The sequence below is a fragment of the Mediterraneibacter catenae genome (assembly GCF_008691045.1).
Taxonomy (GTDB): domain Bacteria; phylum Bacillota; class Clostridia; order Lachnospirales; family Lachnospiraceae; genus Mediterraneibacter; species Mediterraneibacter ornithocaccae.
Genome location: NZ_VMSO01000008.1, coordinates 17294 through 37874, shown reverse-complemented (window position 1 = coordinate 37874; position 20581 = coordinate 17294). Strand labels below are relative to the sequence as shown.

The 20581-nt window shown below is 50.4% G+C and carries 16 protein-coding genes; 14 read left to right on the top strand and 2 right to left on the bottom strand.

Annotated elements, in window-relative coordinates:
- Positions 1-4 precede the first annotated feature (4 nt).
- The gene (locus FNY66_RS07675; RefSeq protein ID WP_087149811.1) at positions 5-1576 is read right to left on the bottom strand and encodes a response regulator; all 1572 of its coding nucleotides are present in this window, start codon (positions 1574-1576) and stop codon (positions 5-7) included.
- Complete coding sequence (locus FNY66_RS07670) at positions 1554-3404, bottom strand: cache domain-containing sensor histidine kinase (RefSeq protein WP_087149810.1); 1851 nt, start codon at positions 3402-3404, stop codon at positions 1554-1556. The genes FNY66_RS07675 and FNY66_RS07670 overlap by 23 nt, the downstream gene beginning before the upstream one ends.
- A gap of 226 nt (positions 3405-3630) precedes the next feature.
- Here FNY66_RS07670 and FNY66_RS07665 point away from each other — a divergent pair, with 226 nt between their 5' ends.
- From FNY66_RS07665 to FNY66_RS07600, 14 genes are all read left to right on the top strand, one after another.
- Complete coding sequence (locus FNY66_RS07665) at positions 3631-4869, top strand: extracellular solute-binding protein (RefSeq protein ID WP_087149809.1); 1239 nt, start codon at positions 3631-3633, stop codon at positions 4867-4869.
- A gap of 87 nt (positions 4870-4956) precedes the next feature.
- Complete coding sequence (locus FNY66_RS07660; protein ID WP_087149808.1) at positions 4957-6315, top strand: carbohydrate ABC transporter permease; 1359 nt, start codon at positions 4957-4959, stop codon at positions 6313-6315.
- Positions 6312-7151: a sugar ABC transporter permease gene (locus FNY66_RS07655; protein WP_087149807.1), complete on the top strand. Its 840-nt coding sequence runs from the start codon at positions 6312-6314 to the stop codon at positions 7149-7151. Before FNY66_RS07660 ends, FNY66_RS07655 begins: the two co-directional genes overlap by 4 nt.
- A gap of 42 nt (positions 7152-7193) precedes the next feature.
- Positions 7194-8867: a glycoside hydrolase family 13 protein gene (locus FNY66_RS07650; RefSeq protein WP_087149806.1), complete on the top strand. Its 1674-nt coding sequence runs from the start codon at positions 7194-7196 to the stop codon at positions 8865-8867.
- Positions 8868-9002: 135 nt separating this feature from the next.
- Entirely contained in the window at positions 9003-9407 is a 405-nt protein-coding gene (locus tag FNY66_RS07645; RefSeq protein WP_087149805.1) for a helix-turn-helix domain-containing protein, read from the top strand.
- A 16-nt stretch (positions 9408-9423) separates the two neighbouring features.
- Positions 9424-10617 carry a HipA domain-containing protein gene (locus tag FNY66_RS07640; RefSeq protein ID WP_087149804.1) on the top strand — a complete coding sequence of 398 codons (1194 nt, stop codon included), beginning with the start codon at positions 9424-9426 and terminating at the stop codon, positions 10615-10617.
- Between the two features lie 15 nt (positions 10618-10632).
- Complete coding sequence (locus FNY66_RS07635) at positions 10633-11115, top strand: DUF3887 domain-containing protein (protein ID WP_087149803.1); 483 nt, start codon at positions 10633-10635, stop codon at positions 11113-11115.
- Between the two features lie 126 nt (positions 11116-11241).
- On the top strand, positions 11242-11604 hold the full coding sequence (locus FNY66_RS07630) for a molecular chaperone Hsp90 (protein ID WP_087149802.1): 363 nt from the start codon (positions 11242-11244) through the stop codon (positions 11602-11604).
- Positions 11605-11684: 80 nt separating this feature from the next.
- Positions 11685-14186, top strand: a complete 2502-nt coding sequence (locus FNY66_RS07625) for a glycoside hydrolase family 3 N-terminal domain-containing protein (RefSeq protein WP_087149801.1) — start codon at positions 11685-11687, stop codon at positions 14184-14186.
- Between the two features lie 143 nt (positions 14187-14329).
- Complete coding sequence (locus FNY66_RS07620) at positions 14330-15445, top strand: DUF3810 domain-containing protein (protein WP_087149800.1); 1116 nt, start codon at positions 14330-14332, stop codon at positions 15443-15445.
- A gap of 43 nt (positions 15446-15488) precedes the next feature.
- On the top strand, positions 15489-16019 hold the full coding sequence (locus FNY66_RS07615) for an RNA polymerase sigma factor (RefSeq protein ID WP_087149799.1): 531 nt from the start codon (positions 15489-15491) through the stop codon (positions 16017-16019).
- Complete coding sequence (locus FNY66_RS07610) at positions 15991-16560, top strand: hypothetical protein (protein WP_087149798.1); 570 nt, start codon at positions 15991-15993, stop codon at positions 16558-16560. The genes FNY66_RS07615 and FNY66_RS07610 overlap by 29 nt, the downstream gene beginning before the upstream one ends.
- Positions 16561-16591: 31 nt before the next feature.
- Positions 16592-18925 carry a transglutaminase domain-containing protein gene (locus tag FNY66_RS07605; protein WP_150310764.1) on the top strand — a complete coding sequence of 778 codons (2334 nt, stop codon included), beginning with the start codon at positions 16592-16594 and terminating at the stop codon, positions 18923-18925.
- A gap of 47 nt (positions 18926-18972) precedes the next feature.
- Positions 18973-20367 (top strand): DUF6612 family protein, encoded by a 1395-nt coding sequence (locus FNY66_RS07600; RefSeq protein WP_150310763.1) that lies wholly within the window; start codon positions 18973-18975, stop codon positions 20365-20367.
- Positions 20368-20581: the final 214 nt, after the last annotated feature.

Here is a 20581-nt window from a genome sequence, read left to right as displayed (position 1 = left end):
CCGTTTATTTTATCTTTTCAAGCAGGGCAGGCGTGGATTCATAGTATTTCTTAAATGTCTTAGTGAAATAATAGGGATTCTTAAAGCCTACCATCTCGGCGACTTCCTTTATTTTAAAAGTATCTCTCAGGATAAGCTCTCTGGCTTTTTCCATGCGGATGCGTGTCAGGTAGGAACTGAAGTTTTCTCCGGTCTCGGCTTTGAACAGGCGGCTCAGGTAGATGTGGTTGATATAATACTTCCTCGCCAGTTCCATCAGGCTGATCTCTTCACTGTAATTGAGCCGGACATATTCCTTGATCTCGGCGACAACATCCTTGGCTGAAGCGTTTTTCTCATATTTGCATGACTCGGCTATCTTCTGGAAGCAGACCGACAGGAAACTGCGGATCTCCTCTGCCGAGATCATGCCGGAGATATACCGGATCGCACCGGACAGCTCGGAAAATGAGAAATTCTTTCCTGCGGCGATCCTCTCCATCGACAATGCCAGCTTGGAAGCGGTATTGCGGTATGAAGGCAGATAACAGTAGGAATTCCGGCAGCAGGGCAGGAAGAGGTCGGACATATATTTCTTGAATTCATAGACTGAGCCGGACTTTATGATCCCTGTCAGGACAGCCTCGTCAATAATGACAGGATCGGCGGGAGCGGGCGAGAGCTGTGAGATGTCTTCATAAAATACAGGGCGTGCGAGCCCGAATTCCGCCAGCTCATAGTCGAGGCAGGCTGCGGCATGTCTGTAGGAGAGCGGGATCCCCGAATAGCCCTTGACACTGTCGCTGATCCCGGATTTGAGCAGGTAGGGGCACAGTTCCGCCAGTTTCCTGTAAGTCAGGATGAAGTCAGCTTTGGAGACCGGCGCCTGGTCCGTGCCCTGCCACAGAAGGATAAAGTGCTCCCTGCTCCGCTTTGTGCGGAAGAAGATCCGGTTGTCAGAGCTGACCAGAGGCTCGGTGTTCCTGAACCAGCGCTGCAGTTCGCTGTCAGTGAGCATACCGTCCGTGCCGGTAAACTCTTTCCTTAGGGCGAAGATCTGCACTGTGAACCATGTGTCGCTGAGGGAGAATCCCATCTGTGACAATTCATTTACGATCTTTTGACTGGTCTCTTCCGGACTGCCTGCGGATACGAGCGTGTTTAAGAGCTGCTCCTGAAGGAGAGGGGCCGTCTTCGCCTCGCGCTCCTGGAGCTTCTCTTTCTCCCGGACGCGGAGGATGATCTTGTCCAGGACCTTGCATATCTCTTCTGTTTCCACAGGCTTTAAGAGGTATTCGCATACAGAAGCCTGGATCGCCTTTTTCGTATAGGCAAAATCCGTATAGCCGCTGATGACGATGATCTCACATTCCGCATGGGACGAGATGATATGATCCAGAAGGCTCAGGCCGTCCCCGTCTTTCATGTTCATATCGGTGATGACCAGATCGACCCTATTGTTCTTCATAAACTCCACGGCCTGCGAACTGTTGGAAAACTCACCCGCCAGTTCAAGACCGTACCGGTCCCACGGGATCTGGCGGATCAGTCCTTTGCGCACCCAGTATTCATCTTCACATAAAATTGTCCGGATCATGTTCTTTATCCCCCTGATGATTGAAATAGAACGGCAGTTTCAGACTGATGACAGTTCCGACATCCGGCTCGCTGTCCACATCCAGCACGGCCTGGTGCTGATAACAGAGTTTCAGCCGCGTATACACATTGGCAAGCCCGATACTCTGCTGCGAATCGCTGTAAAATCCGGTGGAAGAATCGGAAAGCGAACGCCGCACTTTTGCGAGGACATCCTCCGTCATCCCGGCGCCGTCGTCCGAGATCTCGATCACCAGATAAGTACCCTCCTGATATACATGGATGTAGATAAAGAGTTTCTGGTGATCCCCCGTGAAACCGTGCATGACCGCATTTTCCACGAGGGGCTGCAATGTGAGCTTCAGGAGTGGATACCTGCCGTAGGCTTCACAGGAATCTATAGAATAATCGAGCTGGTTCTTAAATCGGATCTTCTGGATCTCAAGATAATGGGCGACATGGATGAGCTCATCATCAAGAGTGGTCGTATTTTCTTCCGTTTTAATACTGTATCTCATCATCTTGCCGAGAGAATTCGCCATAACGGAGATCTCGGGCAGATGATTGAGAGAAGCGATGCTCGCGATCGACTGCAGGATGTTGTAGAGAAAATGCGGGTTGATCTGGGCCTGGAGCGCTTTCATCTGGGCGTCCTGCTGCTCTACCTTGAGCTGGTATTCCTGTTCGATCAGGAGATTGATCCGGTCGAGCATCGTGTTGAAGGTAGCGGAGAGCTCGCCGATCTCATCGGAAGAGATGACGCTGGCGTGCTGGCGGATATTGCCGCTGCGCACGGATTTCATAGTGCGGGACAGCTCCTCTGCGGGGGCGGAGATCCTTGCGGACATGATCCATGTCATGATAAAACCTGCAATGAATACGAGCATGCCCAATACCAGACTGTATACGGTGTAGTCACGGATATCTGCAGTGTATACAGACCATGGGATCAGCGAACAGATGCTCCATCCGGGATCCTTCATAGTGACAGGCACTGCCATATATTTCTTCCCGTCGAGGGTGATGGGCTGCTCGGATGTACATTCTCTGAGGAGCGAGATATTGCCGGTCTGTTCGGTAATGCTCCCGGAAGAATCATGGATGACACGCCCCGTGTCCGTGAGTATGACGGTCTCCATGTCCGGGTACAGGTTCAGCGAATCCGTGAGCGAGACGAAGTCAGAGAGCTCTACATTAAAGTAGAGGAGCCCCCGGTTCTTATAACCGGTGTCAAAGCTGGCGGTCTTGCGGACGACAGAGACTACTGTGCGGTTGGCTGAACTGGAGGTGCGCTGGTAGTACAGCTCCTGGTGCGGCGGGATATACGTTTCTGACAGAGAACCTACTGTATTCAGCAGACGGGTGTGGAGCCAGAACCATTCGGGGCTCTCTTCCACGGAGAAGTCCCTCTCCATACTCAGTTCTCCGGCAATGCTTGAAATAAGGATCTTATTGTCCGGCGTCAGGTAGTTGATGCTGTGGATATACCGGGAAGACGCCAGAGGCGCCGTGAGCAGGTTGTCGACATCGTAATAAAGTTCATAGATTTCCAGAGGCGTGCTGTCAGAGCGTGCATTATAGAGTTCAGAGAAATTTGAGCTTGCCACAATGGAGAGATAAGCCCGGTCTATCTCGTCGAAGATATCCTGAAAATCGCTGTCGGCAAGTGTTTTTAACTGCTGGTTCAGCATCTGAAGGTTTTTCCGGCTGGAGCTTCTGGCAAGAAAAAAACTGACCAACAGTGCGATCCCCAGAAGGAGAAAGACCTGAAAAGTAAAAATGATCAGCAGTTTTGTGCGAAGTTTCTTTATCCTCCGGAATAATTTCACGGGCTTCAGTCCTCTCTTTTACGTGCGGCGGGCGGCGCCGCTTAAATTAAGGAAATTTTATCATCTGATAATTTAAAGTTCAATAATTTCACCCGGGAAGTTTATTTTTTTCACAGGATAAGTTTATTTTATTCATTTTCCGGCAGAGGCATGACTGCTAAAATAAGTGGCATCAAACGGGAGAAAGCCGGAAAGGCGCTCCCCAAAGGGAAAGGAGAACTGTGTTATGAAAGCAAAAAGGATTCTTGCACTTGGAATGGCAGCCCTGATGACAGGCGGACTGCTCGCAGGATGCGGAAGTGAGGAGAAGGAAGGAGGGGCCGCCGCAGGTGACAGCGAAAATGTCAGCCTGAAGGTATGGGCGGATCAGGATATCCTGGAAGTGACCCAGACGATGGTCGATAACTTCATTGCAGAACATCCGGACAAGAACTATGACATCGAAGTTGTGCTCGGCGACAGCGGAAAGGCTGAGGAAGAGGTAAAGAAAGACCCGGAGGCGGCAGCGGACGTTATCGCCCTTCCCCATGACCAGCTCGGCCAGATGGTGGAATCAGGCGTCCTCTATGAGAACACGAAATATGTGGACCGGATCAAGGAAGAGGATACCGAGACAGCTTATGAGGCGGCTACATATCAGGGAGCTGTATACGGATATCCGTACCAGGTAGAATCCATGTATCTGGTATACAACAAATCCATGCTCTCAGATGAAGATGTCAAGACTTTTGAGGGAATCACGGCGAAGGCGCCGATCGGCTTCAACCTTGCCGAAGAGGGAACCAACTATACGATCGCTCCGCAGTATCTTGCCAACGGCTGCAAGCTCTACGGAGATAGTGGAGAGGATCTCGAGGGAACAACATTTAACAATGAGCAGGGCGTAAACGTTACGAAATGGATCGCATCCCTGAAAGATAACCCGAACGTGGTGGCATGCAACAGCGAGTCCGTATCACTGCTGAAAGAAGGAAAGATCGCGGCTATGGTTACAGGTCCGTGGGGCAAGAACGATATCATGGACGCACTGGGAGATGACCTCGGGGTAGCAGTATATCCGACCTGCGATTTCGGCGACGGCCCGGTACAGATGCGCGCATTCCAGGGCGTGAAGCTCCTGGCGGTAAATGCAGCGACAGAGTATCCGCTTGACGCGATGGAACTGGCGGACTACTTATCCAACGCAGAGTGCCAGAAGATGAGATTCGACGCGGTCGGAGCGATTCCGTGCAACAAAGAACTGCGTGACACAGATGAGGTTAAGAACGATCCGATTACGAACGTGGTATCACAGATGACAGAAGACGAGTATACAGTCCTGATGCCGAAACTTCCGGAGCTGCGCTCCTTCTGGGATCTGCTCGACCCGATCATCATCGACGCATACGGCGGCAACCTGACAGAAGCGGACATGCAGACAAAGCTTGACGATCTGGTGGCTGATTCCGCAGCGACGGCAGAATAACAGAAGCAATCACAATACTAACCTCAATTCATAAGAGCCTGAGCTGTCAGGCTCTTATGTTATAAAATGGAAAAGAGGATCTCATCTATGAAAGTAAAGAAAAATACCTGGTGGAAAAAGTATATAAACGGGTTCCGTGAGGGGGATATCTCTGTCAGGCTGTCATACCTGATCATGGGATTTGCCAATCTGAGGAACGGACAGATCATCAAAGGACTTATCTTCCTCCTTGCCGAGATCGGCTTTATCGCATATATGGTCATGGCGGGAGCTTCATCTATCGTCGGACTGATCACTCTGGGGACACAGGCCCAGGGCTGGGTCATGGACGAAAGCCTCGGCATCAAGGTACAGGTGGAAGGAGACAACTCCATGCTCTGCATGATCTACGGGCTTGCCACGATCATGATCATCGCGCTGTTCCTGGTCTTCTATGTGGTAAATACAAGGAGCGCGGCGGCAGTGTATGAATGCAGAAAGTCAGGAGAGCATATCCGCTCGTTCCGGGAAGATGCGGCCCTGCTCCTGGACAGCAGATTCCATGTGACGCTCCTTACCGTACCTACGGCAGCAGTCCTGGTCTTTACGGTACTGCCGCTTCTCTATATGATACTTCTCGCATTTACAAGCTATGACCACAATCATCTTCCGCCGAAGAACCTGTTCGACTGGATCGGACTGTCCAACTTCGGGAAGATGCTGGGAGGAAATATCGCGGGCACATTCTTCCCGCTGCTCGTCTGGACGCTAATCTGGGCATTCTTCGCTACATTCAGCAGCTTCCTGGGCGGCGTAGTGTTGGCGCTCCTCATCAACAAGAAAGGGATCAAGTTCAAGAAGTTCTTCCGCACGATCTTCGTGACGACAGTCGCCGTACCGCAGTTCGTTTCTCTGCTGATCATGAGAAACATGCTCCACGCGGCAGGGCCGATCAACTCCATGCTCGAGAATCTGGGTCTGATCTCCGAGCCGCTTCCGTTCCTTACGGACGCGCTTGCAGCCAAGATCACGGTCATTGCGGTAAATATGTGGGTAGGTATCCCGTTTACGATCATGATCGTGACAAGCGTGCTGACCAACCTGCCGGAAGACCAGCTCGAAGCCGCAAGGATAGACGGGGCGAATGCATTCCAGATCTTCCGCAAGATCACGCTCCCGCAGATCATCTTCATCATGACGCCTACGCTGATCCAGCAGTTTATCGGAAATATCAACAACTTCAATGTTATCTACCTTCTGACCGGCGGAGCGCCGATGAACAGCAACTACTACGCGGCGGGAGATACGGATCTTCTGGTGACGTGGCTGTACAAACTGACGGTGGAAAAGGCTGACTATAACCTCGCGTCTACGATCGGTATCATCACATTCGTGGTGTGCGCGGTGTTCTCACTGATCGCGTATACAAGATCGGCTGCCTATAACAAGGAGGATATGTTCCAATGAAAAAGAAAGCACAGTTTGGAAATGCAATTACATATATTATCCTGATCGTGGTAAGCATCATCTGGATATTCCCGATCATATGGATCGTACTTACTTCATTCAGAGGAGAGAGCGGACAGTTTGTATCTTATTTCATCCCGCACGAATTCACTGCCGACAACTATAAAGTGCTGTTTACGAACTCGGACTATCCGTTCTTAAGATGGTTCGGCAATACATTTATCGTGGCAGTATTCTCATGTATCATCAGTACATTCCTGACAACGTCTATGGCATATGTGCTGTCAAGGCTGAGGTTTCGGATGAGAAAGCCGATCATGAAGATCGCGTTGGTGCTGAACATGTTCCCGGCATTCATGAGCATGATCGCCGTGTACTATATCTTAAAGGCGATGAACCTGACGCAGAGCCTTGCGGCGCTGGTGCTTGTATATTCGGCGGGATCGGCGCTGACATTCTATGTGTCCAAAGGCTTCTTCGACACGATGCCGAAGGCGCTGGACGAGTCGGCACAGATCGACGGCGCGACGAAATTCCAGATATTTACGAAGATCACGTTCCCGCTGGCGAAGCCGATCATTGTTTACACATCCCTGACAGCGTTCATGTCCCCGTGGATGGACTTTATCTTTTCAAAAGTTATCATGGGAGATAACGTTCAGAACTATACAATTGCCATCGGATTGTATACAATGATGACAAAGGCAAATGTAAACACAATGTTTACAGTCTTTACCGCCGGATGCGTCATTATCGCGATCCCGATCTCCCTGCTCTTTATCTACATGCAGAAATTCTATGTAGAGGGCGTCACGAGCGGAGCGGTGAAAGGATAAGACAGGAAGCCGGACAATAATCAACAAGGAGAATCAGACATAATGCAGAAGAAATGGTGGCACAATGCGATCGGGTATCAGATCTACCCGAAAAGCTTTCAGGATACGAACGGAGACGGCATCGGGGATATCCCGGGGATCATAGAACATCTTGACGACCTCGAAGAGCTCGGGATCAATATGATCTGGCTGTGTCCGGTCAACAAATCCCCGATGGCGGATCACGGATATGATATCTCGGATTATGACGAGATCGATCCCATGTTCGGCACGCTGGACGATATGAAACGTCTGATCAAAGAGGCGGACAAAAGAGGGATCCGGGTGCTGATGGACCTGGTCGTGAACCATACGTCGTCCGAGCACGAATGGTTTCAGAAAGCGCTGGAAGACCCGGACGGCAGGTATGGAAAGTATTACATCATCCGCGAGGGAAAGGACGGAAAAGAGCCCAACAACTGGAGATCCATCTTCGGCGGGAGCGCCTGGGAGCGGATCGGAGATACGGACAAGTATTATCTGCACCTGTTTACCAAGTGGCAGCCTGACCTGAACTGGGAGAACAAAGAAGTAAGAGAAGAGATCTATGCGATGATCAACCGGTGGCTCGACATGGGGCTCGGCGGCTTCAGGATAGATGCGATCAGCCACCTGAAGAAAGATTTTACCTACGAGAACCTTCCGGCGGACGGCGTGGACGGTTATGTGAACGGATTCCCGTATTTCAGGAATGTAAAAGGAATTGAAACATTCTTAAATGAGCTGAAGAAAGAGACGTTCCTGCCGCATGATGCATTTACACTGGCGGAAGCGGACGACGTGGCGCCTGAAGATCTGGAGGACTTTATCGGCGAAGACGGATATTTTTCAAGTATATTTGACTTCTGCCACACGAGATACCATGTCAATCACCCGAAGTGGAAAGACCGCCCGGTGGAGATGATAAATGACCTGCGTGATGCACTGTTCCAGAAGCAGGAATACGTAAACGGCAGGGGATTCCTCTGTAATTTCCTTGATAACCACGACACATCGAGGTCTGCAGAGAGATTTATCCCGCGGGAGGACATCGGCTATTACAGCATGTCCGCACTGGGAAGCGTCAACTTCTTCTTCCCGGGAATCGTATTTCTGTATCAGGGGCAGGCGGCCGGGATGCTGGACTACAGGAAGAAGAGCATAGATGAGTTCAGGGATCCGACCACGTTCAATATGTACCGGGGCTATCTTCAGGAGGGCATGACTGAGGAACAGGCGCTCGAGAAGCTCAACGTGGAATCCCGGGAACATGCCAGGACACCTATGCAGTGGAATGCACAGGAAAACGCCGGATTTACGGACGGGACTCCCTGGTTTGCGGTGAACCCGAATTATAAGGAAATCAATCTGGAAGCAGAGAAGGGGAAAGAAGAATCTCTGTACCACTGGTATCGGAAGATGATCGCCCTGCGGAAATCAGACGAGTACAGCGAGTTGTTTATCTACGGAAGTCTCATTCCTGTCTATGAGAAGACAGACGGCGTGATCGCCTATGAGAGAGAATATCAGGGCAGATGCGTCCTGGTCATCTGTAATCTGAAGGCAGCGCCCCAGGAACTGCCGTTTGGATGGAATGTGAAGAAAATCCTGCTGTCTAATCATAAGGACGTTAATATTGAGAAAGAGAAAATCTGCCTGCGGGGGTATGAGACCGTTATAGCAGATATCGAGAAATGATCCGCGAAGTGTGATCAAGGAATTGTAAATTGCCGCTGTGGCATTAATTTAATAATAATATTGACTGGGAATACCCAATATGGATATAATATAAATCAGTATATCCATATTGGGTATTTTTCGTGGAGGATGAACATGTATTACGTAATAAAAGAACTCAGGGAATCTACAGGACTGACACAAAAGAAGTTTGCCGCGATGTATGGAATACCGCTTAGTACCTTGCGTAAGTGGGAACAGGGAGAGGCGTCTCCGGCGCCGTATGTCGTAAATCTGATCGCCAGGACTTTGCCTGCCACAGACTCCGGACTTAAAAAAATAGCAGGAAAAGACGGGACGGTTTTTTATTACGATAAAAATCAAAAGGCAGTTTCGGACGCGCGTGGAAACAAGATCTACATCAAGGAAGATCTGGAAGGGGTAAAAGAAAAGAACCTGGTGCTGTATCTGAAAGATCTGTATGAAAGCTTTTACGAGATACAGGAAAGATTTGAACAAGACTGCCAATATGACAAAAAAGAAGATATTTTGTGGAGCTAGGGAAAGGGGAGAATGTATGGCAAGATATGCGAAAGAATATTATCTGATGCATAAAGATATTCCGGTGTGCCTGATGGAAATCTCAGATGACGGAGCCTTAGGGCGTGTAAGGAGAAATGAAGCGGCAGCGGATCATTTCCCGTTGGGTGGTCAGATGAATAATATGAAGTTTCATGAATGGTGGAGGGATCGGGCGATACCAAAGACAAGACATGGAGCAGAGACTGCTCTTCAAAGACTGGGATATTCATCAACGAATAGTGCCTTGGTTAATAATCTTGCGTTAAGTCTGTCCGACTGCTACTGGATCCGTCCCCGTGGGGAAGATCTGACATGGAAAGATGTTAATTTATTTACGAATGATTTTGTTGACACATTCGGAGAACTTACGATTAATCAGGACCATATGATCGATCTCAGAAAAGAAACCAGATTTAATTGTGCAACCTCACAGGGAGAATTGCAGAAGAAATGGTGCATAGATAAGAATGGACGGCGTTATATGATCAAAGGTAATTACGGGCAGTCTTATCAACAGAGTCTGAATGAGGTATTTGCAACAAGACTACATGAACAGCAGAGATTTCCTCATTATACCCGATATTCTCTTGTCCAGGTACAGACTGACGGAAATATTGAAGGAATAGGATGTATGTGCTATGATTTTTGCAGTGAGAACATTGAGTGCATCAGCGCGTGGGAATTATTGCAGACAGTGAAAGTCAGGCAAAAGGAATCTTATTACTATCCATTAAAAAATGTATGCCTCGAATTGGGAATGGATGAAGAGGCTTTTACACGTTTTCTGGATTATCAGATCATGACAGATTATCTTATAAGCAATACGGATAGACATATGAATAACATTGCAGTTATGAGGGATCCGGACACACTGCGACTGTTGGGTTTTGCTCCGATCTATGATTCGGGTAATTCGATGTTTTATAACACACCTTATGAAAAACTGTCTTATATAAAACTGGACGAGATCAGGACTCATTCGTTTGTAGAGCGGGAAAACAGGCTGCTTCAATATGTACGGGATCGATTACTTGTGGATATCGATAAAGCAGAGATGGATTTTTCAATTTATGAAATGGATGTTGTGGAACGACAGATCAGGATTCCGTTGTTAAAAAAGCTGTATTACAGGAAAATAGAAAACTTAAAATCTTTCCAAAAGGGAAAGGATTTGTGGAAAAAGTACTAAAGGGAGAAATAAATTATGACGCAAAAGAAGCATGTATTTTTCCAGCCGGTCCAGACGGCGGAACAGAGGAGAAAAAGAACCAGAAATATCGTGATAACAGCAGTAATCCTGGTGATCGCGGCAGCGGCGATCTACTTTGCAATGCCGAAAAATAAAGCTCTTTCACAGAGCAGTATATTCGACCAGGCGGAGATTGAAGCGCTCGCACGGCAGGCCGTGGACTATATCAATGAAGAGGACTTCGACGGATTAAAAGAGATGTCTGTCGATGAGATGTCCACCATTATGAATAAAGAGAGAATGGACGAGGCAAAGGCGAGGGTGTCGGAAGACTGGGGAGCATTCCGGGAAGTGTCGGATATCACCGCAATGGAAGTGACGCAGCGGGGCGTGACGGCGGCGGTAGCGTATGTGACAGCGGATTATGAAAATGCGGAGATACACTTTACATTTGCATTTAATGAGGATATGAAGCTGGCGTCCCTGGGAATACAATAACAGGGCAGCAGTTCCGCTGTCTGATCTCAGCTGCGATATTATGCCGTGATCTTGATATGGGAGTACGAAATTGCTCCTGTGTGTGATAGAATAGAAGATATCAGAAACAGAAAGGAGACTTTAGTAATGAAGAAAGAAGTACTGGACTATGTAGCGGAGAAAACACATGAGATGATGGAAGCGCATTCTTGCAGCGCGGAGGCAAAGGCTGCCGGACAGGCGTGGCTGGATGCAGTCGGGACGGAGAACGAAGCGCAGGAGACAGAGAAGTATATCGCAGAGCTTGAAGCGGACATCATGCCGATCGACAACCTGATCGCATTTGCAGAGTCAGAGGGCGGGGCACAGGTATTCGGTGCCGAGAAGACGAAGGAAGTAGCGGCCCATGCGAAAGAGATCAAGGCAGCAGGCGCGAAATACTGCGACTGCCCGGCATGCGCAGCTGTGGAAGCGATCCTTGCGAAGAAAGCCGAGATGCTGGAAGCATAGAAAACGCTGTGACCGTCTATACTTTCAGATGGAGGAACGGACGATCATCCGGCAGAATAATATAAGGGAGGCTGTATCCGATGAAAATGAAAATACGTAACAAAGCGGCATTTACGGATGAAGTGACGCCGTTGGAAGAAGAAAACGCCCGGGTCTCTTATGAGGCTGCGTTGGAGGGGATCGTGCTCCTGGAAAATGACGGCATACTTCCGATCACACCGGGCAAGGTAGCGCTGTACGGAGCGGGGGCAGGCATGACCATCAAAGGAGGGACAGGCTCCGGCGAAGTAAATGAGCGCCATGCGGTCTCGATCCTGGAGGGGATGGAGTCGGCAGGCTTTACCGTGACGACGAAGAACTGGCTTAAGGGATACGAAGAGGAGTACAGGAAGGGCGAGGAAGAATATGCGGCGGAGTTCCGGCGCAGGATGCTGAAGTTCGATATAGTAAATATGATGGGAACACCATATCAGCATCCGTTCGGACAGCCGGTGACTATTGAGGACGTCAACGGATCTGATACAGATACGTGTATCTATGTTATCGCACGGCAGGCGGGCGAGAGCGCAGACCGGAAGCTGAAGAACTTCGAGTATTCCCTGTCTGACGAAGAGAAAGCAAATCTCGCGATGTGCGCCGCGAATTATGAGAAAATGATCGTGGTGATCAATGTGGGCTCTGTGTTTGACATGGGCTTCCTCGACGAGATCACGGGGATCGGCGCGGTCGTCTATTACGCACAGCAGGGAATGATGGGCGGAAAAGCATTCGCAGACCTGATCAGCGGGAAAGTATCCCCGTCCGGAAAGACGGCGGATACATGGCCGAAGAAATACGAAGACATCCCGTTCGCCATGGATTACAGCTATCTGAACGGAGATGTGGATCAGGAGTATTACAGGGAAGGAATCTACGTCGGCTACCGGTATTTCGACAGCTATGATGTGGAGCCGAGGTATCCGTTCGGCTACGGTCTGTCTTACACCGGTTTCTCAGTGGAGACAGAGAAGGTCGAAGCGGACGGGACAAAAGTCGCCGTCACCGCGAAAGTAACGAATACCGGAAGCGTATATTCCGGAAAAGAAGTTGTCCAGCTCTATGTGACCTGCCCGCAGACCGGGATGGCGAAGGAATACCAGAAGCTGGCGGCATTTGCCAAGACTGAAGAGATAAAGCCGGGAGAGAGCAAAGAGGTATCGCTTGCCTTCGATATGGCGGATCTGGCTTCCTACCGGGAGAAAGATGCAGCCTACGTACTGGAAAAGGGCGACTATATCTTAAGGCCTGGAACTTCCAGCAGGGATACTTCCGCAGCGGCGGTACTGGTTCTGGATGAAGACGTCGTGACAGAACAGTGTGAGAATATCTGCCCTGTCGTACTCAAGGTAAAAGAAATAGAACCGCCGATGCTGTCAGACACTGCGGATGAACAGGATACAGATCTGGAGCGGATTCCGGTGAAAGCGGCGGACATTGCGACTGCCGGGCACCGCTATGAAGATCCGGAGATATATTCCGACCCTGTAGTCGATGCAGTCCTTGACGTCCTGTCGGACGACGAACTGTGCGATGTGGTGACAGGCGCCGGCGTGACGGGAGGAGGCCCGAAGTTCTTCGAGGCGCCGGGCTCTGCCGGATATACTACGGGAGAACTGATCGATAAGGGACTGCCCAATGTCTGCCTGGCGGACGGACCTGCGGGGCTGCGTCTCCAGAAGATCTCGGCCGTAATGCATAATGGCAGGCTGAAGAGTGTGGAACCGATGCTCTCGGCGATGAAGTATGTTCCGGATCTTGCGAAGAAATTTATCCTCGGGGATCCTCAGAAACGGCCATGCGTTTACCAGTTCGCAACTTCATTTCCGGCAGGGCTCGCCCTGGCGCAGTCCTGGAATACGGCGCTTGTGGAGCGTGTCGGCGAGGCGGTCGGCAAAGAGATGGAGAGATACGGCGTGACCTACTGGCTGGCGCCGGGCATGAATATCCACAGGAATCCGCTGTGCGGACGCAACTTTGAGTATTACTCCGAAGATCCGCTTCTGACAGGAAAGATGGCGGCCGCCATGAGCAGGGGCGTACAGTCCAGAAGAGGCTGCTATGTGACGGTCAAGCATTTTTGCTGCAATAATCAGGAGGATAACCGGAACCATACGAACGCAAATGTAAATGAGCGGGCGCTCCGGGAGATCTATCTGAGAGGATTCCGGATCGCCGTGCAGGAAGGGCACGCAAAGGCTCTCATGACAAGCTACAACAAGGTCAACGGCGCCTATGCGAACAACAGCTACGACCTGCTCACAAAAGTACTGAGAAATGAGTGGGGATTCGACGGCGTGGTGATGACAGACTGGTTCGCGACGGGCAAAGACGTGGGAAGCCACAGCGCTGCGATCGAAGCCGGAAACGACCTGATCATGCCGGGCGGAAAAGGCGCGGTCAGGGAATTGAGACAGAAGCTGAAGTCGGGAGAGCTTGACAGGACGGCGCTGATAAAATGCGCGGCGAATGTGATCCGGGGGATCACGGGATCGAGGATCTATCAGGCGTACCGGAGAATGTACACAGAGAAACAGTCAGAATAACAGATAGCGCAGCAGGAATAATTACCGGCGGTCCGTCAGGTCTGACCGGTAATTTTTACGCAATAATCCTGCAGGATCTGCCAGGATCTTCCGGTAATCATTGCCTTATTGCCGGTGGCGGGAAAACAGGATATAATTAAGAAATGAACAGCTGCAATACGAATCAAAAGAAAAACAAAAGTATAAAACACCGGATTGCCGCATCAGTGCTCCTGCTCCTTTTAAGCGCCGCCCTGATGATATTATCGGCGAAAGCCCCTGCATTTGCAGAGTGGTATTCGGAATATATATACCCGCTGGCAGTGAACAGTATCGGGCGCATCAGCGGTATGCTGCCGTTTTCGGTCTCGGAGACCGGGATCTATATCCTGCTGGCGGTATTTTTTGTGACGATGATACGGATGGTTATAAGGACCGCGAAGAAAGACCGCACGCCGGATCCGGCATTTTCCTCATGGATATCATGTGTCCTGGCGGCGGGCGTCCTTGCATTTCTCTATACGGCCTGCTGCGGGATCAACTATCACAGGAGATCCTTTTCTGAGGAGGAAGGGATCGTTACATATCGGTACAGCGCAGATGAACTGAAAGAGATCTGCGTCTGGCTTACGGACGAGGTGAACAGCCGTGCGGATGCAGTGGCAAGAGACGAAAAAGGCCTTCTTGCGCTGGAAGCATCAGAGCGCAGCGGAGGGGTGGATGCCATGCATATGCTGGCGGAAGAGTTCCCTTCCCTGCGGGGGTATTATCCGGAGCCGAAGGCATTGATCTTATCGGAAGTCCTGTCTTATCAGGGACTGACCGGCATCTATCTGCCGTTCACTGTGGAAGCTAACTATAACGGAGATATGCCCGCATATGACAAGCCCTTTACCGTGTGCCACGAACTGTCCCATCTGCGGGGATTCATGGAGGAGCAGGAGGCGAACTTTATCGCGTTTCTCGCGTGTATCGGATCTGAAAGGACGGACTTTCAGTACAGCGGCTATCTGTCCGGATGGGTGTACTGCATGAACGCGCTGTACCGGGCGGACTATGAGAGCTGGCAGGAAGTGAGGACGATGCTGGATGCTGCGGCGGAGCCTGATCTGACAGCGAACAATGAATTCTGGGACAGATACGAGGGGACGATATCCGAGACGGCGGAGCGGATCAATGATACATATCTCAAGGCAAACGGGCAGGCGGACGGCGTGCAGAGCTATGACAGGATGGTGGATCTGATCGTGGCATATTTCGGGAATAAAATTTCGGAATAAAGGGTAAATATGCAACCATCTAAAGGGATAAAAGGTAATACTTATGAGGAAACTTTTAAAAAAGAGGGAAGCAGTCGATGTGGAGGCGGCGCTTCATACATACGGGGATATGGTCTACCGTCTCGCGCTGGTGCAGATGAAGAATCCGGGCGAGGCGGAGGATGTATTTCAGGATGTATTTCTGAGACTTGTCAGATATAAGGACAGGATAGAGGGCCAGGAGCACCTGAAAGCGTGGCTGATCCGGGTGACGGTCAACTGCTGCAAGAAGCAGTTTGACAGTGCATACCGCAGAAGGACCGTACCGATGGACCGGGAGATCGGTTCGGAGCAGACGTACGAGATGGAGCTGCCGGGAGATCCCGTATATGACGCGGTGCTGGGGCTGCCGGATGATTACAGGAACGTGATCCATCTGTTTTACTACGAACAGTATTCGGTGCGTGAGATCGCGGAGCTGCTTGGTCTGTCGGAGACTGCGGTGAAGACGCGTCTGTCCCGTGCAAGGGGAAAGCTTAAGAATACACTGAAAGGAGAGTATGGCGGTGCAGGAACAGTACAGGAAAGCAAATGACAGGATCCACGCGCCCGAAGATCTGGTCCGCCGGACGGAAGCTGCGGTCAGGCAGGAAGAGAAGAGACAGAAGATATATGCCATCCGGCGTTATGCCGCTGTCGCTGCTGCTGCCTGTCTATGTCTGGCCGGTTTTGGCGTCTGGAACTTCTCAGTGAGGGACAGGATCGTTGTGCAGGACGTAGAGATCGGCGCAGATGAATTCAGGGCGCAAATGAATCTGGGCGGACACGGCGCTTCCGGAGACGGAGCGCAGATACAGAAGATCCCTGCAGAAGGCGGCGGACCTGAAGATACAGATACGCAGAAGGAGAACACGAAGAGCCCGGACGTAAGAGTTGAAAAGTACGATTCAAAGAATGAGATCCCGCAGGAGATGTGGGAGTTGGAACCGAGCAGGATCAACCGGCGGGAAGTATATATCGGCAGATCGGAAGATACATGGTACGCAGCGTTTGAGAAAGACGGTGCGTACTGGTTCGCGGAGGCTGACAGTGCGGCGGAAGAGGAGCTGACAGAGTATCTGAAAGACATTTTATAAAACAAGCAGGAAGCTTAAGAGGAATCAGCCTATGAAAAGAAAGCATTACAGAGCCGGGATATCCCTGCTGGCAGCCGCAGCGCTGGCGTTTACGGCATGTCAGGGAACAGAGGGCGGCCCGGACAGCCGGGAAGAGGAGGCGTCCGCGGCGGCGCAGGAACTGGCCCGCTCTATCCGTCAGAAGTATGACGAACAGTATGATTATACAGATCCGGTCCCGGGGATCGCCAGAGATGAGAAGCTGACGCTGCAGTTGGGATTTGATATCTATGACACTGATTTCACCGAGTATACCCAGATCGTAAATGTATATCAGGACGCGGAGCTGAAGCACCCGGCGGGATCGCATTTTGAGTGGGACGCAGAGACGAAAGAACTCTCGGTTACTCCTCCGAGATGGGAGGCAGGAGGTATATCGGCTGCCGGTCTGGACGAATCTGATCCGGGATATGATCCGGCACAGGACTCTCTGTTTGACAAAGGTGAGCTGAAAGACTGGGGCAATCTACCCCGGTATTATATGGTCAGATATGTGGATACAGAGACAGGAGAGACGCTGGATAAACCGGTAGTCACTGTATTTACGGTAGATCACGAAGTGAGCCGGGCACCGGAGATGTCTATGGAGATCAATGAGGAAGGCCTGCCCGTATTCCATTGGAATGAGGTGCCGGGAGCGGAGAAATATTATGTTATGACAGTGAACTGGTCGGAGGAGAACGGATACTCCGGAAATGGATTTGTCATGGGAAGTACGGAAGAGACGGAATGGATACCGGACTCCGCCGCCCGGTTTGTCATAGATTCAGTGTCAGAGAATGACCGGCAGGAAGTGTATGAGACCTGTTATTGTGTGATCGCAGTCTCAGAGGACGGAACTTCGGCCATCAGTAATGTCTTTGATGTGAAAGATATAGCACGTATGGTCCCATATGCGGAGGAGACAGCCATGAGCATCTCGAAGGAAGGCTCTGATTACGTGGAGAGTTTCGAGGCAATGCCTGCTTATAAATGGGTCAGAATGTGTGACGGAACGCTTGTACAGAAGATCATCAACTATGATTTTGAAAGCGCAGAGCCGGTTACCGAGACATGGGCGGAGTATGAGAAAGAGGATATGTCCGATCTGCAGCTGGTGGAGATGAATCTGGTCAAAGTACCGTACAGTATAGACGGAACCGGATTTACCGGTGTGGCGGTAATCGAGAAGTATGATCCGGATACATGGGAGGACGAACTCGAGAAAATCCGCAACCGGCAGGAAAAGCTCAGGACAAAGGGCGGAACAAGAATCCCTGTACTGACGCAGGAAGATACGGCGGAAGAAGAGACTCAGCAAGAAGCCGACTCGGTCAATGAAAACGGCGGAGCAGTCACAGAACCGGAGCAGGGGTATGAAGTAACGGCAAACAGTGCGCTGAGCGAGTATCTGGCAGTGAACATGATGAATGCCAGTCCGGTGATCAGCCTTGCTGATTTCCCGGAAAGCTCAGACCAGTCCTATCTGCAGGATGCATGGGAGGAAGCAGTGTATCAGAATCCGATGATACTGGGAGTTACAAATGCTTCCATTTGCGGGAATGGAAAGATGCTCGCGGTCACCTACGATACAGAGGCGGATGCGATCCGTGAGAAACAGGAGGAGATCGCGGCAGAGACAGAACGTGTCGTCTCGGAAATCATCACCGATGATATGAGCGAGCTGGAGAAGGAGATGGCGATCAATCAGTATCTCTGCGATACGGCAGAATACGATACGGCAGCTTTGGAAAACGCCGGGGAAAATGATTTTGAAGATGTGGATGATGAGTTCAATGATTCCTTTACCCCGTACGGAGTGCTGCTCAACAAGGCCGGCGTATGTTCCAGCTATGCAGGAGCCTTTAAGCTTCTGGCGGAAGAGGCAGGACTGGAATGTATCGTAGTAACCGGATATCTGGACGGTGAACTGCCACACGCGTGGAACAAGGTTAAGATAGACGGGGAGTGGCAGATTGTGGACAGCACGAACAATGACAGCGAGCTGATCTTTAATGCGCTCCTCAATCTGCCCGACACTGCGGCGGATAAAGTGCTGGTGGAGGATGAAAGATATGTCCTGGATTCCAAGCTTGACAGTTATCAGGCAAATACAGACGAGAAGGAGTACTACCATATCAATAACCGGTTCTATGAGCAGGATCAGATCACGGCGCCTCTGACAGAGGAGCTGAGGGAAGAAGGAACGGCACTCCTTAGGACCGATTATACGCTTAGCGATGAGCAGTTTATGACTATCGCACAGCAGGCGGCTGACAGATACGGAACCGATGAACTGGGAGGCTGTTACTGGATGGGAGTCATCTATCTTACAGATGAATATTGAGAAAGCATTCAGGATGAATATCTGAAACAAAATGGAGGGAAAAAGACATGAAGAAACAGAAAATATCAGTGGCAATAGGACTTACGGCAGCTATGGCGGCAGGATTGATTTCGGGCTGCGCTACAAAGGCGACGCCGGAGAATCTCCTGCGTGATATGCAGAAGAACGCGGAGAAAACAGAATCCTCCCTGCTGAATTTTAAGATGGAAATGGCCATGGGAGACGGAACGACGGATATCAGTTTGGGGATGGACATGAATATGGAGACAACGACTGAACCGGAGGCAGCCCATGGGAAAGGCACGGTGTCTATTAATATGGGAGGCATAGATTTCAGTGCAGAGACAGAGACATACTCTGTGCAGGAAGATGATGAGTATGTTACTTATACACTGATTGAAGACCAGTGGACGAAAGAAGTGACAGACGACGGGGAAATAACCGGAGAAGTAGAAAGTATCGCCGATAATATGGAAGAGTATGCAGACCAGTTTACACTGGCGGAAGACCTTGTTACAGTAAATGATAAGGAGTGCTTTGAGCTTACCGGCGAACTGGACGGAGATCTGTTCTCCGAGATGATGCAGACCGATATGACAGATTCTCTGGCAGGATACGGAATTGATGAGGAGAAATTGTCTGACATGGTATTCCCGTGTACGATAGACATTTATAAAGACAGTATTCTTCCGGCAAGACTGTATTTTGATATGAAAGATACCATGGCTCCGGCAATGGAGGATTCCGGAGTGACGATCTCCGAATGCTATGTAGATATGACATTTATGGAATATGATACAGTAGAAGAGATCACAGTTCCGGAAGAGGCGGTTTCCTCGGCAACGGACAGCGGGGCGGCAGGCGGACTTGATCTGCCGCAGGATGATATATATGGAGATGAAAGTGTGGTTAAACCGGCAGAACCGGCCGAGCAGAACAGCAATCTGGGAGACAGCTGGGAGAGCTATACGGTTCAGGTAAATAATACAGTGCTTACGCTTCCGTGTACGGTCTCTGATCTGGAAGCTGCGGGCGTGAAGCTGGATACAGAGTATACACCGTCCGGCTATGTCGTCAATGCAGGTGAGTATGAGCTGGCATGGTTCAAGGCAGACAGCGGCGCTGCTATTATGGTGGATATGATAAATACAGGGAGCGAACCGAAAGAGATAAAGGAATGTCTTGTAGGTTCTGTCTGTGCTGACGCTTACAGCATGACGCAAGGCGGGCTGACAGTAATCTTTCCTGGCGGCATACAGGTAGGTTCCCCGGAGGCTGACCTGCTGGCAGCATACGGAGAAGCGGACGACGTGTATAAGGATGAGAATTATGGAAATTCATACTACTGGTATGGTGATGACGTTATAGCAAGCGGCTTCAACGCCAGCATTGATCCTGAGACAGGTCTGATAGTGTCGCTCAACATCGAGAATGAAGGGTAACGGCAGGAGAGGATGATCGAATCAGACAAAAAGCAGTTAGAACCTGAGTAAAAGATATGAAAAAGTGAGATACGGGAGTGCAGTATGGACGAAAGGCCATGCAGTGCTCCCGGTTTTTATTAGGGGAAGCTGTGGCCGGATCTTGGCCGGGAGAAGTGGAGGAGAGCCCGCGCTGATTACAGAAGCCATCTGACCGGACAGAAAATCTGAAAGA